Annotated in this window: 14 protein-coding genes and 1 tRNA gene; 4 read left to right on the forward strand and 11 right to left on the reverse strand. The window is 46.2% G+C overall.

The window, feature by feature from the left end; all coding sequences use genetic code 11:
* Positions 1 to 10: 10 nt before the first annotated feature.
* Entirely contained in the window at positions 11 to 775 is a 765-nt protein-coding gene (locus tag K7399_RS11685; RefSeq protein ID WP_028978029.1) for a polyphosphate kinase 2 family protein, read from the reverse strand.
* A 188-nt stretch (positions 776 to 963) separates the two neighbouring features.
* Between K7399_RS11685 and K7399_RS11690 the strand changes: the two genes are divergently transcribed.
* Positions 964 to 1,128, forward strand: a complete 165-nt coding sequence (locus K7399_RS11690; RefSeq protein ID WP_160168743.1) for a hypothetical protein — start codon at positions 964 to 966, stop codon at positions 1,126 to 1,128.
* A 48-nt stretch (positions 1,129 to 1,176) separates the two neighbouring features.
* On the opposite strand, the gene K7399_RS11695 is transcribed toward K7399_RS11690, so the two are convergent.
* Together K7399_RS11695 and K7399_RS11700 are read right to left on the reverse strand one after the other, a co-directional pair.
* The gene (locus K7399_RS11695; protein WP_028978027.1) at positions 1,177 to 2,532 is read right to left on the reverse strand and encodes a PFL family protein; all 1,356 of its coding nucleotides are present in this window, start codon (positions 2,530 to 2,532) and stop codon (positions 1,177 to 1,179) included.
* A 21-nt stretch (positions 2,533 to 2,553) separates the two neighbouring features.
* Positions 2,554 to 2,823: an ACT domain-containing protein gene (locus K7399_RS11700; RefSeq protein WP_028978026.1), complete on the reverse strand. Its 270-nt coding sequence runs from the start codon at positions 2,821 to 2,823 to the stop codon at positions 2,554 to 2,556.
* Positions 2,824 to 2,996: 173 nt separating this feature from the next.
* On the opposite strand from K7399_RS11700, the gene K7399_RS11705 reads away from it, so the two are divergent.
* Positions 2,997 to 3,067, forward strand: a tRNA-Gly gene (locus tag K7399_RS11705).
* A 75-nt stretch (positions 3,068 to 3,142) separates the two neighbouring features.
* On the opposite strand, the gene K7399_RS11710 is transcribed toward K7399_RS11705, so the two are convergent.
* The 5 genes from K7399_RS11710 to K7399_RS11730 form a co-directional block, all read right to left on the reverse strand.
* Positions 3,143 to 3,739, reverse strand: coding sequence for a histidine phosphatase family protein (locus K7399_RS11710; protein ID WP_028978025.1), 597 nt, complete (start codon positions 3,737 to 3,739; stop codon positions 3,143 to 3,145).
* A gap of 169 nt (positions 3,740 to 3,908) precedes the next feature.
* Entirely contained in the window at positions 3,909 to 4,874 is a 966-nt protein-coding gene (locus tag K7399_RS11715; protein ID WP_028978024.1) for an ABC transporter permease, read from the reverse strand.
* Complete coding sequence (locus K7399_RS11720; RefSeq protein WP_028978023.1) at positions 4,874 to 5,938, reverse strand: ABC transporter permease; 1,065 nt, start codon at positions 5,936 to 5,938, stop codon at positions 4,874 to 4,876. The genes K7399_RS11715 and K7399_RS11720 overlap by 1 nt, the downstream gene beginning before the upstream one ends.
* Positions 5,935 to 7,458, reverse strand: coding sequence for an ABC transporter ATP-binding protein (locus K7399_RS11725; RefSeq protein WP_028978022.1), 1,524 nt, complete (start codon positions 7,456 to 7,458; stop codon positions 5,935 to 5,937). Before K7399_RS11725 ends, K7399_RS11720 begins: the two co-directional genes overlap by 4 nt.
* A 114-nt stretch (positions 7,459 to 7,572) precedes the next feature.
* Positions 7,573 to 8,655, reverse strand: a complete 1,083-nt coding sequence (locus tag K7399_RS11730) for a BMP family lipoprotein (protein ID WP_028978021.1) — start codon at positions 8,653 to 8,655, stop codon at positions 7,573 to 7,575.
* 367 nt (positions 8,656 to 9,022) lie between these two features.
* On the opposite strand from K7399_RS11730, the gene K7399_RS11735 reads away from it, so the two are divergent.
* Positions 9,023 to 9,382 carry a Lin0512 family protein gene (locus K7399_RS11735; protein ID WP_028978020.1) on the forward strand — a complete coding sequence of 120 codons (360 nt, stop codon included), beginning with the start codon at positions 9,023 to 9,025 and terminating at the stop codon, positions 9,380 to 9,382.
* A 96-nt stretch (positions 9,383 to 9,478) separates the two neighbouring features.
* Here the strand turns inward: K7399_RS11735 and K7399_RS11740 are convergent, their stop codons facing one another.
* Positions 9,479 to 9,811, reverse strand: a complete 333-nt coding sequence (locus tag K7399_RS11740) for a MazG nucleotide pyrophosphohydrolase domain-containing protein (protein WP_028978019.1) — start codon at positions 9,809 to 9,811, stop codon at positions 9,479 to 9,481.
* A gap of 214 nt (positions 9,812 to 10,025) precedes the next feature.
* On the opposite strand from K7399_RS11740, the gene K7399_RS11745 reads away from it, so the two are divergent.
* A complete protein-coding gene (locus tag K7399_RS11745; protein ID WP_028978018.1) occupies positions 10,026 to 11,231 on the forward strand; it encodes an MFS transporter in 1,206 nt (401 codons plus the stop codon).
* Positions 11,232 to 11,402: 171 nt separating this feature from the next.
* Here the strand turns inward: K7399_RS11745 and K7399_RS11750 are convergent, their stop codons facing one another.
* Positions 11,403 to 11,933, reverse strand: coding sequence for a chromate transporter (locus K7399_RS11750; RefSeq protein WP_028978017.1), 531 nt, complete (start codon positions 11,931 to 11,933; stop codon positions 11,403 to 11,405).
* Positions 11,930 to 12,526, reverse strand: a complete 597-nt coding sequence (locus tag K7399_RS11755; RefSeq protein ID WP_051575168.1) for a chromate transporter — start codon at positions 12,524 to 12,526, stop codon at positions 11,930 to 11,932. Before K7399_RS11755 ends, K7399_RS11750 begins: the two co-directional genes overlap by 4 nt.
* Between the last annotated feature and the right edge of the window lie 34 nt (positions 12,527 to 12,560).

Raw genomic sequence — 12,560 nt, forward strand, 5'->3', positions numbered from 1 at the left:
AATCTTTCGCTTACTTTTTTAAAGGAACGGGAATCTCATCTTGGTTCACACCGTTTGCTTTTAAATGCTCCTTAATGGATTTCGTCATCTCTTTCAAGATCGTAATGCGTGCAAACCATTTATTGTTTGCCGGCACAATGGTCCACGGAGCTTCAACCGTATCGGTCTTTGCAAACATTTCTTCTGCCGCAGCAGCATACGCATCCCACTTCGCACGATTCCGCCAGTCTTCATCAGTTATTTTCCATTTTTTCAGCGGATCGGAGGCGCGTTTTTTGAATCGTTTATACTGCTCATCTTTTGTGCAGTGCAGCCAGAATTTATGAATCCTATAGCGATCCGCAGTCAGCATGCGTTCAAATTCATTAATCTCTTCATAGGCACGACTCCATTCGTCCGGTTTCGCCAGTTGTTCCACGCGTTCCACAAGCACGCGCCCGTACCACGAACGATCAAAAATGGCAATTTGTCCATATTGAGGAATCTTGCGCCAAAAGCGCTGCATGTAGTGATAGCGTTTTTCATGTGGAGCCGGAGCGGAAATCGGCCAGACGCGCACGCCCCTCGGATCAAGATTGGCAACTGCCCGCTTAATTGCCCCGCCTTTTCCGCTTGCATCCCATCCTTCAAAGACAAACAGAACACCCAGGTTTCGCTCGAGCAGCAAGTGTTGCATCGACAGCAGCTTCAACTGATACTTTTTTAATTTTTTTTCGTAGTCGTCTTTATCTGTAATGGATTGGCTTAAATCAACTTCAGATAACCGTCCAGGCATCGAGATCCTCCCCTTTGTGCTAACTAGGTCTTTAGGATATGATCTTCGCTTAATGGTTATCCAAATCCTCTTTTTTGCCATGGAACGACCGGAAGCAGCAGGCATATTTTTTTCGAAACTGCTCACACTATTTCTTGGCGGTAACCGGAACACCATCCGTCAAAAAAACAAAGAAAGCTGTGACGATCGTGGTACAGAAAAAAGACGAGAAAAAGAATCAATCTGCATTCGAACAAGAATTTGCTGAACCGCTTGATGAGCATTCGGTAGAAGAACGCGAACGCGCGCAACGCACTGGAGACAGCGAAAAACAAACGAATGGCTTGAACAAACAAGACCATCAAAATCACTAATCCACTAAGAAAAAAGCGGAAACCAACTGTTGGTTTCCGCTTTTTTCGTTAATTTTTAAATGAATGAATCGGTGCAGGAATTCGTCCGCCGCGATTAATAAAATCGGCCGATTTATGGCGATTAACCGCCATCACCGGTGCGTGTCCGAGCAGTCCGCCAAATTCGACCGTCTCACCAACAGCTTTGCCAGGTGCTGGAATCACGCGTACCGCTGTCGTTTTGTTGTTAATGACGCCGATCGCCGCTTCATCGGCAATCATTGCGGCAATCGTCTCTGCCGGCGTATCACCCGGTACTGCAATCATATCCAGACCTACGGAACAAACTGCAGTCATGGCTTCCAGTTTCTCCAGGTTCAACGCTCCGCGATTGACCGCATCAATCATCCCTGCATCTTCAGAAACAGGAATAAATGCACCACTTAACCCGCCGACATGGCTGCATGCCATAACCCCGCCTTTTTTCACAGCATCATTTAATAGGGCAAGTGCTGCGGTTGTTCCGTGGGTCCCCACAGACTCAAGCCCCATTTCTTCAAGAATATGTGCCACAGAATCACCAACTGCAGGTGTTGGTGCCAGCGACAAATCAACAATCCCGAACGGAACGCCGAGTCGCTCTGAGGCTTCACGGCCGACCAGTTGTCCCATTCGCGTAATCTTAAATGCAATTTTTTTAACCGTCTCGGACACCACGTCAAACGGCTGGCCTTTTACTTTCTCCAACGCGCGCTTCACAACGCCCGGACCGCTGACTCCAACGTTCAGAATACAGTCTTCCTCGCCGACACCGTGAAAAGCACCGGCCATGAATGGGTTGTCCTCAACAGCATTAGCAAAAATGACCAGTTTTGCACAACCGAGGCCTTGCTGATCTGCCGTGCGCGCTGCTGTTTCCTTGACGATACCGCCCATTTGCTTAATCGCATCCATATTGATTCCGGAACGCGTCGAGCCCACATTGACAGAGGAACAGACAAATTCAGTCGTTGCTAATGCTTCCGGTATGGATTGGATCAATTTTCGGTCACCCGTGGTGTACCCTTTTTGCACAAGCGCGCTGAACCCACCGACAAAATTCACACCAGTTGACTTCGCAACGTCATCCAAAGTTTGAGCAAAAGCCGTGTAATTCTCATCCTGAGATGCACCGGCAATGAGTGAAATCGGAGTCACGGAAATGCGTTTATGAATAATCGGAATACCGAATTCCTCTTCAATCGCTGCACCGGTTTTAACAAGATTTTCGGCACGGCGTGTCATTTTGTCATAAATCTTGGTTCTCGCTTTCGCTCCGTCACTGTCAATGCAGTCAAGCAGTGAAATTCCCATTGTAATTGTTCGAATATCCAGCTTTTCTTCTTCGATCATTCGAATCGTTTCAAGTATTTGTTTGGTTTCCATGATTTTCCGAATTCCTCCACCTTATAAGCTGTGCATCGATGTGAAAATTTCTTCACGCTGAATCTTGATCTGAACACCTAATACGGTTCCTTTTTCCGATAAAGACGCTTTGATTTCAGCAAAACTAGTCGAAGCTTTTTCGAGATCAAGCACCATCATCATCGTGAAATAGCCATCCATGATCGTTTGCGAAACGTCCAAAATGTTTACATTCAATTCTGCCAGCTTGCTGCTGACACCGGCGATAATGCCGACATTATCCTTACCGATTACGGTTAAAATTGCCTTCATCCTGATTGACACTCCCTGCTCGCCATGAGACTGTTATTTTCTGCGACTTTTTATAATTCTCACTATTAAGCGCTACTGCCATTATCTCAAGAAAAAATTGTGATGCAAGCAAATCCTTAATATTGACAAAAATTGTCCGTTCTTATAAGATTAAAGATGGCTTTTTTAGTTATGCGGGTGTAGTTTAATGGTAAAATTAGAGCTTCCCAAGCTCTCGTCGTGGGTTCGATTCCCATCACCCGCTTTATTCAATAGAGCAACGAAGCGCGGACTTTGATCCGCTTTTTTTATTGTTTTTTTGATGTTCAAAAACCACCATTCAGATACTGGTCACTTTACCGAACCGACTTAAATGATCAATGCAGTTATAATCGATGATTTGCCACGAGTCGTCTTTGGTCGCGATATGGCTAATGCATGTATTAAACAGCTTTGTCTTCCCGGTTCCAATTTTTCCATTGGAAAGAAGTGCGAGAATCACATTGATCAAACCGCCATGTGCAACAAGCAAAACGTTTTGATTAGGGTGGCTCGTTTTCACCTGATCTAATCCGCGGATTACCCGTTCCTTGATGTGATCAAACGGCTCCAGTCCCGGTATATTGCCTTCCGGAAATTTCTGATCTCGCTCCGAAATCGTCAATCCAGATGCTTCGCCGTAAGATTTCTCAATGAAATCACGGTCCACCGCGAGAGGTAGATCGCCAATATAAGCGTTGACGATCTCGGCCGTCTGTTTTGCACGCAGCAGCGGGCTGGTGACGACCGCAGAAAATTGCTCCGACTTCAGATATTCCCCTACCATTGCTGCTTGCTTTCTTCCCCGTTCATTAAGCGGAATGTCTTCGCGCCCCTGCAGTTTTCCCATCGCGTTCCAATCGGTTTCTCCATGCCTAACCAGGCAGATTGTCGTCATTTTTCATCCTCCAAACGTCATCTTCTCCACATCGGTCATGCGACCAAATGGATCTTAATACCCCCTATTATATCGGAAAATTTTTTCTCATGCAGTGGCAACTTTTAGTGGTAGTCAAAACCGCTGCCGGAAATAATCCGGCAGCGGTTGATTCATATCTTCTGAAGCGTTAACGCTGTCCTTTAATATACGGCACACCATCGGCCTTTGGTGCTTCAGCACGGCCAACGAATCCAGTAAGAACAATCAGCGTTAGGACATAAGGCGCAATCAGCATAAATACTGATGGCAGTCGATCCAAGTATGGAATCTGCTGGCTGGTAATACTGAGTGCTTGCGCGAAGCCGAAAAACAGCGACGCCCCCATTGCTCCTATTGGATGCCATTTACCAAAGACAAGTGCGGCTAACGCGAGGAACCCTTGCCCGGCGATCGTCGTAACGTTATAGTTGGACGTTATCGTCACAAGGTAAACCGCACCGCCGATGCCGCCAAGCACGCCGCTCAGCAAAACGCCGATGTAGCGCATCTTAATGACGCTGATCCCAAGCGTATCTGCTGCAGCCGGATGTTCACCAACCGACCGGAGCCGTAAGCCAAACGGTGTCTTGTAAACGATAAACCAGCACAGAATGGCAATGAAAATCGCGATATAAGAGGTATAAGCGACCTGCTGGAAAAAGATCGGCCCGAGAAATGGAAGCTTTGCCAAACCGGGAATATCCACCTTATCAATATTGTGGGTAATATAAGGGGTCTGGCCCTTGCCGTCGAAAATCAATTTCACAAGAAAGATGGTCAGGCCGGCCGCAAGAAAGTTTAACGCCACCCCACTGACGGTTTGATCCGCACGAAATGAAATGGATACAACTGCGTGAATCAACGAGAACAACCCGCCGATCGCTCCGGCAATCAGAATGGCAATCCAAGGAGAGGCATTGCCAAGGCCGGCATGCTCAAGCCCTAAGGTCGAAACAGCTGCAGTGAATGCACCAACCGCCATCAACCCTTCCAAACCAATATTGACAACCCCGGATCGTTCCGAGAACATGCCGCCCAGTGACGTGAAAATCAGCGGAGCAGCAGTCAGTAGCGTTGACGGGATAATGATTGTCAAAATTTCAAAAAAGCTCATTATTTCTGCCCCTTTCTCGAAAAGCGGCTCAGGATCCATTTAATCGCATAGCTCGAGCCGACAAAGAAAATGATCAGAGCAATGATGATGTTGACCAATTCAACCGGAACACCGGCATTGGCCTGCATGGTCAGCCCACCGTTTTGCAAACCGGCAAATAACGCTCCGGCCAACAAGACGCCAATCGGTGTATTAAGGCCGAGCAGTGCAACCGCAATACCATTGAAGCCGATGCCGGTAAAGGCAGAGTTGATCGTCATGTATTGATAGGTGCCTAGTCCTTCCATCGCTCCGGCAAGTCCGGCGAAAATGCCGGAAATGGTCAGCGACAGCATGACATTGCGCGCAACATTCATCCCGGCGTAATTGGATGCATCCGGGCTGAAGCCGACCGAGCGCAATTCATATCCTTTTGTTGTTTTCCATAATAGAAACCACATCGCAAACACAGCAATAATCGCGACAATAATGCCCCAGTGCAAGCGTGATCCTTGTGTGAGATTCGCAAGAAACGGTGAAGCAAGCGATGCCGCGGAAGGAATCGTCGGCGTACGCTCACCTTCCGTATAGAGAAAATTTTTAATGATATAGGCGGTCGTATAAAGCGCAACGTAGTTCATCATAATTGTTGAAATGACTTCATGAACCTTAAACCGCGCCTTCAGAAATCCAGGAACAAATCCCCAAAGTGCACCGGCAGCTCCGCCCGCAATAATGGACAGCGGAAGCAAAATGATTTTCGGGAGATGCCCGAGGCAGATCGCACAGGCCACGGATGCAAGCCAGCCAACCATCAACTGTCCCTCAACACCAATATTAAAAAGGCCTGTCCGAAAAGAGAACGCGACGGCAAGGCCTGCCAAGACGAGCGGAATCATCGCCCGAATCGTCTCGCCGCCATAATAAGGCTGAAGAAAGATCGATTCGACAATCGATTGATAAGCCAATACCGGATTATAACCGATCGCAAGCATGATTACAGCCCCGCATAAAAGACCGAGAATGACGGAAATGACCGGGATGAGCAAGGTCATCCAATTTACCTTTTTCAATAAATTGCTCACGCCTCATTTCCCCCTTTCTTTCTGCCGGCCATAAGCAGGCCGAGTTCATTTTCATTGGTTTCCTTCGGGCTGACAATGTCAATGATATGCCCTTCGTAAATGACCGCGATACGGTCGCTTAAATGCAGAATCTCATCCAATTCAAAAGAAACAAGCAGTACCGCTTTGCCTTTTTTCTTTTCTTCAATCAGCTTTCCATGGATAAATTCAATCGCCCCAACGTCCAGACCGCGTGTCGGTTGCGCTGCGATCAGAAGCTGCGGGCTGCGATCCACTTCACGAGCAACGATCACTTTTTGTTGATTGCCGCCCGAAAGCGCCCGGGCATGCGTCTTTTCACTCGGAGTCCGAACATCGAATTCCTGAATCAGTTTTTTGGCTTTCTTTGCGATCACTTTATTCTGCAAAATCCCCATCTGCGCGTACGGCTTCTGATAATACGTCTGCAACACCATATTTTCAGCAATCGAGAAATCCAAAACAAGTCCATGCTTTTGCCGGTCTTCCGGAATATAACCTAAGCCGGCTTCTATCATTTTGCGTGTCCTTTGATTGGTCACATCTTGATTGTTCAGCTTTATCGTACCGCTTTTCGTCTTGCGCAGTCCGGCAATCGCCTCAATGAGTTCTGTCTGTCCGTTGCCGTCTACACCGGCAATACCGAGGATCTCGCCGCCATGAACAGTTAGATTCAAATCCTTGATGACCTCTACCTTACGCGTGTCGGCAACGTTTAGGTGCTCAATTTCCAGCACTTTTCCTTGAGGATTGTATGGCGCGTCATTAACCTGAACATGTACTTTGCGTCCAACCATCATGCTGGCAAGCTCGGTTGGATTGGTATCGGAAATCTTCACCGTGTCGATATTTTTTCCGCGCCGAATAACCGTAGCACGATCGCAGCATTCAAAGATCTCTTTCAGTTTGTGCGTGATGAGAATAATCGACTTTCCCTCATGGACGAGACGCTTCATAATCTCAATCAATTCTTGAATTTCGATTGGCGTCAGGACCGCAGTCGGTTCATCAAAGATCAGAATATCGGAGCCGCGATAGAGTGTCTTTAAAATTTCCACACGCTGCTGCATGCCAACGGTTATTTCTTCAACTTTTTTCTCCGGATCAACATCCAATCCATATTTTTCGGATAGCTCTCTGACAACTTTCACTGCCTTTTTCATATCGAGAACACCGTTTTTTTTCGGCTCTCTGCCAAGAACGATGTTTTCAGCGACAGTAAATTTATCAATCAGCATAAAGTGTTGATGAACCATGCCTATGCCGAGCCGAGTCGCGTCGTTGGGGTCATGAATAACCGCCTTTTCCCCATGAACATAAATTTCTCCTCTATCGGGCTGATACAGACCGAAAAGAACATTCATCAGCGTCGATTTTCCAGCACCATTTTCACCGAACAGCGCATGAATTTCGCCTTCTTCGACCTGAAGGGTGATGTTGTCATTGGCAACAATACCGGGAAATTCTTTCCTGATCTGTCTCATTTCAATTGCATAGGACATGCCTTCAGTCTCCCATCTCTGACTATGTAGAAAAAAATGATCGAAACACAGCCTAATTATAAGTGAAGGATGAGGCAGAATAAATGCCTCATCCAACATGAATTAAACAATCGATTACTTTAAGGTAGCAGCATATTCTTTGAATTCTTTATCGGTTGTCGGAACCTTAATGGAACCGTCAATGATCTTGCTCTTATATTGATTTACTTCGTCGAGTGCCTTCTTTGATACGTTTTCAGTTGTCGGTGCAATTCCTACACCATTTTCTTTCAGACCGAATGAAAGAACTTGTCCGCCTGGGAAATCACCGGCTTTTGTTTGTTTCGTTACGTCATAAATCGCTTTATCGACCCGTTTAACCATCGACGTCAACGTTACGTTTTCCGGCATACCTTGATCATGCTGATCTTTATCAACACCGATTACCCAAACCTTTTTACCGTTTTTCGCACGGTTTTTCGCTTCGGTGAACACACCATTTCCTGTGTTGCCGGCAGATGCATAGATAATGTCCGCGCCTTTCGTATAAAGCGTTTGAGCAATTGCGCGTCCCTTGTCAGGTGCGTCAAATGCACCGGCATATTGTGCGTACACTTCTGCATCAGGATTTACGGCTTTCACACCGGCTTTAAATCCGTTTTCGAATTTTTTGATCAGTGCTGAGTTAATCCCGCCGATAAAACCGACTTTATTGGTTTTCGTGGTTAACCCTGCAACAACACCAACAAGGAATGAGCCTTGTTCTTCTTTAAACGTGATGCTTGCAACGTTTTTCAACGGTTTATTGTTCTTATCAACAGCGACAGCGTCAATAATACCTAATTGTGCTTTCGGATTTTGTTCCGCAACTTTCTGAATGTCGCTTTGCATCAGAAAACCGATACCGTATACGATATTAAAGTTCTGATGAACCATTGTGTTCAAGTTTGGTGAGTAATCCGATGGTTGGGTTGATTGCAGATACTTAACATCAGTGCCCTTCTTCAGGTCATTGTCTTTAGCGTACGTTGTCAGGCCTTCCCAAGCAGACTGGTTAAAGGATTTGTCATCAACACCGCCAGTGTCCGTAACCATCCCCGCTTTGAATGCACTTTTCTTCGTTGAAGTGCCGCTTGATTTGCTGTTGCCGCAGCCGGCAAGAATGGAACCTAAAACAACAACAAAGGCTACAAGCACCGCTATTCTCTTTTTAAACACGTAAAAACCCCCCGTTAAAACTTTTGAAATTTAAAACTCACAAAATTTACTATAGCTTAAATTCTTTAAAAAGGAAACAGAAAAGCGGGGAAAAAACGAAAATTTTGCAGAACATAATTTTTATTGTTCGGCTTTTGCATCCTTTAGCGCGTTAAAACTCTATAAAACGTCTGCTTCTACAAGTATCCGACATTTTATGCTTCTAATTCTTTTCTAACTTTCCCCATTAATTTTAGTTCTTTCAAGGGAATAATTGGTTGTTTTCGTCAGATTATCTTACATGTCAAAAGATTATTGAGCACAATCTTATCCATTAACCCTCCCATTTGCTATAATCAAATAAACTTCGCATAAAGGAGCCTTTCTCATGGAGCATCTCTTATTTATTGAAACAGGTTTTGGCATTGATGTCCACGGTCAGGATGTCACCTGCGCAGCGGTTCGCGCGGTTCGTGATGCGATTCATCGAAATTCAATGCCGGGCATTACCCGCTTTCTGCCCAATCATGACTTGAACAAGATGAACGTAACGATTCGTCTCGCTGTGCCAAAGGATAAAGAACGTGTTGATATTGAAAAAGTTAAGGCTGAGATTCCCTACGGTACGGTTCACGTGGAGCTAATGGATGGCGGCATGGCAACGCCAAGCGGCATTGTCCTGAAAGATAAGAATGATAAGAATGACTTAATGTACATCGTTAACGCATCCGTTGAAGTAGGGTACTAACGGAATCAGCCATAAGCAAGGCAAAACCTTATACTTTTTTTCCTGTTAAAAATGAGGATCTCCTTCTATGGATGCATAAAAAGGAGACCTCTTTGACTATTCGTACCGTTCGTTTTCCTTATATCTCTTCATTAGCTTTTTTCGATGGGCTTGAACAACGTCTTCCAAAGTCATGCCGTACAAATCGGCAAGAATTGCGACATTTGACAAGACGTCACCCAACTCTTCTGCAAGATTTTCTCTTACTTCTTTCTTTGTCATCTTTTCCTCATCAGGGTGATCACGACCGATTTCAGAAGCGCGCACCGCGCGTGACACTTCACCAATTTCTTCCATTAAAAAGCCAACGCGAATATAAGGAGGAAGGTCTTTCCATCCTCGTTTTTCATAGAATCTTTTTTCCCAATCTTGAACATCCTGTAAATACACGTTCTTCCCTCCGGCAACGCTATTTCTTTATAGTGTAACATGATCCGTTTGATTAACGGTCGACTTCGGCAAATCGCTTAATGAATCGATCGGCAACTTTTTTCCACAAGTGTCTTTACACTTGTAAACTCAATCACTATAATCAATTTTGATAACTTGTACAAATGCTTCGCATGGCGAGGCTGCACTTATCTATGATCTATAGGAGGATCTTATGTCATCTGTAAAACAAATTTCAGAACGGAAATTGCTTGGCGTCGCCGGGCTTGCTTGGTTGTTTGATGCAATGGATGTCGGCATGTTATCCTTTATCATCGCCGCACTGGGTGCCGATTGGAAATTAGACGCTGCTCAGATGGGCTGGATTGGCAGTGTCAGCTCGATCGGTATGGCCGTCGGCGCTTTCGTCTTCGGATTAACTGCCGACCGAATTGGGAGAAAGAATGTCCTTATTTTAACCTTGCTCGTATTTTCGATCGGAGCCGGTCTCTCCGCACTGGCAACCGGTTTGACGATTTTCCTCATTCTGCGCTTCATCATTGGAATGGGGCTTGGTGGTGAGCTCCCGGTTGCTTCAACGCTTGTTTCAGAAAGTGTTGCGACGGAAAAGCGCGGACGTACCGTTGTCCTACTCGAAAGTTTCTGGGCGGGCGGCTGGATCATCGCCGCACTGATTTCATATTTTATTATTCCATCTTTCGGCTGGCGGATCGCACTGCTGGTCGGTGCGCTTCCTGCGTTCTATGCCATTTACCTCAGATGGAACATTCATGACTCAGCTAATTATGTTGCCAAAGCTGAAAAAGAAAAACCAACCGTGTTGCAAAATATCAGCACGGTTTGGTCAAAAAACTATGTGCGGCAAACCGTGATGCTCTGGATCCTTTGGTTCTGCGTTGTCTTCTCCTATTACGGCATGTTTCTCTGGCTCCCTAACGTTGTCTCTTTAAAAGGGTTCAGCATGGTCAAAAGCTTTGGCTACGTACTGATCATGACGATCGCGCAGCTGCCCGGTTATTTCACGGCAGCGTGGCTGATCGAAAAATGGGGCCGCAAATGGGTACTGATTGTCTATCTGTTCGGAACCGCCGTCTTTGCTTATTTCTTCGGCTATGCCTCGACGCTTCCAATGGTTCTCACGTCCGGCATTCTGCTTTCGTTCTTTAATCTGGGAGCTTGGGGCGCGCTCTATGCCTATTCGCCGGAACAATATCCCGCTGTTGTCCGCGGAACCGGTACCGGCATGGCGGCAGCATTCGGCCGGATTGGCGGTATTTTCGGACCGCTGCTCGTCGGCTATCTGCTCGTACAAAAAGTATCGATCGGCGGAATCTTTACCATCTTCTGCCTATCAATCATTGTCGGCATCCTCGCCGTTCTGTTCCTCGGTCACGAGACGAAGAACAAAGAATTGGTTTAACAGTTACTGAACAAAACAAAAAACAGGCCCTCAAACTGAGCGGTCTGTTTTTTTGTATATTGAAGTGCCTCAATCCCTATTTAACCACTACCGAACGATGCAAAAAATCTGTCGGCCTTTTTTACCGACAGATCCGCAATCATCGATGCAAAATGTTAATCAATAATTCATTTATCCCATAAAAGCCGCGCCGATCAGCAATGCTCCGGCAATAACAAAAGCTGGATGAACACGAAAGCGCTCCATCAGTACAAAACTGACCGCTGCAATCAGAATCATCGGCAACCATCCTGAAGCCTGTGCAGATGCTGCAAAAAAGTTGTAGGCCATCATACCGAGCATGACAACAATAATCGGTCGAATAAGTAAAGTCAGCCAATTCACCTTAGGAGAATCTTTAAACCGGGCAAGTATCCGCAACAGAGCAATCAAAAGAATCAGTGACGGCGCAACTGTGGCAAATTCCGCCACTAATGAACCGAAAACGCCCGCAATCTCATATCCAATGTAACCGGCCATTTTTGTCGCAATCGGTCCAGGCAGTGTATTGCCGAAAGCTAGTACATTACTAAACTCGGTCACCGTCATCCAATGGTAATGACCGACCACTTCATTTTCAATCAGAGGTATCGATGCCGGACCGCCGCCGTATCCAAGAATGCCGGGAATGAAAAAAGCGAGAAACAACTGCCAAAAAATCATTTGCTGTCACCCGCCTTTTTTGAAGGCTTGATCAGCACGATCAGCAAGGTGAGCGCAATCAGAATCGCCGGATGGACATGCAGAACTTCCATCAATACAAAGCTTATACCAACCAGAATCAAGCTAATCGTCCAGCCTAGCCCTTTTTTGGCATTTTTCATAAACTTCCAGGTCAATTGTGCCATTAACACGCCGACGACCGGAAGTACGGCTTGCGTCATACCGCGCACCCAGCGCTGATCGTTGAAACGTACAAGCACGCCAAGCAGCGCAATCATAAGAACAACCGTTGGCAGGATCACTGCGCTTAATGCTGCGAACAGTCCGGTGAACCCTTTTACTTTCCAGCCGACATAGCCGGCCAGCTTTGTGTTAATCGGTCCGGGCAATGCGTTGGCCAAGGCAACCAAATCACCGAATTCTTCAAGCGTCATCCATTGATACCGTTTTACAACCTCTGCTTCAATAAGCGGAATGCCCGACGGACCGCCACCAAAGCTGACAATACCGGAGCGAAAAAAGGCAACGAACAAATCCCGGTGAACGGCAAATGCCGATTTTTGTGCCGTTCTTTTTTTTGATCCTTGAGTCATTTAACCAAACTCCTAACTGCTTTCTCTGCTGTCT

It is taken from the genome of Sporolactobacillus terrae, from assembly GCF_019930545.1.
Classification (GTDB): Bacteria; Bacillota; Bacilli; order Bacillales; family Sporolactobacillaceae; genus Sporolactobacillus; species Sporolactobacillus terrae.

Coding starts and splice junctions, on each gene's coding strand:
- K7399_RS11700 (WP_028978026.1), bottom strand. CDS start 2,823: ATGAAGGCAATTTTAACCGTAATCGGTAAGGATAATGTCGGCATTATC.
- K7399_RS11735 (WP_028978020.1), top strand. CDS start 9,023: ATGGAGCATCTCTTATTTATTGAAACAGGTTTTGGCATTGATGTCCAC.
- K7399_RS11715 (WP_028978024.1), bottom strand. CDS start 4,874: ATGAGCTTTTTTGAAATTTTGACAATCATTATCCCGTCAACGCTACTG.
- K7399_RS11685 (WP_028978029.1), bottom strand. CDS start 775: ATGCCTGGACGGTTATCTGAAGTTGATTTAAGCCAATCCATTACAGAT.
- K7399_RS11755 (WP_051575168.1), bottom strand. CDS start 12,526: ATGACTCAAGGATCAAAAAAAAGAACGGCACAAAAATCGGCATTTGCC.
- K7399_RS11745 (WP_028978018.1), top strand. CDS start 10,026: ATGTCATCTGTAAAACAAATTTCAGAACGGAAATTGCTTGGCGTCGCC.
- K7399_RS11710 (WP_028978025.1), bottom strand. CDS start 3,739: ATGACGACAATCTGCCTGGTTAGGCATGGAGAAACCGATTGGAACGCG.
- K7399_RS11750 (WP_028978017.1), bottom strand. CDS start 11,933: ATGATTTTTTGGCAGTTGTTTCTCGCTTTTTTCATTCCCGGCATTCTT.
- K7399_RS11725 (WP_028978022.1), bottom strand. CDS start 7,458: ATGTCCTATGCAATTGAAATGAGACAGATCAGGAAAGAATTTCCCGGT.
- K7399_RS11695 (WP_028978027.1), bottom strand. CDS start 2,532: ATGGAAACCAAACAAATACTTGAAACGATTCGAATGATCGAAGAAGAA.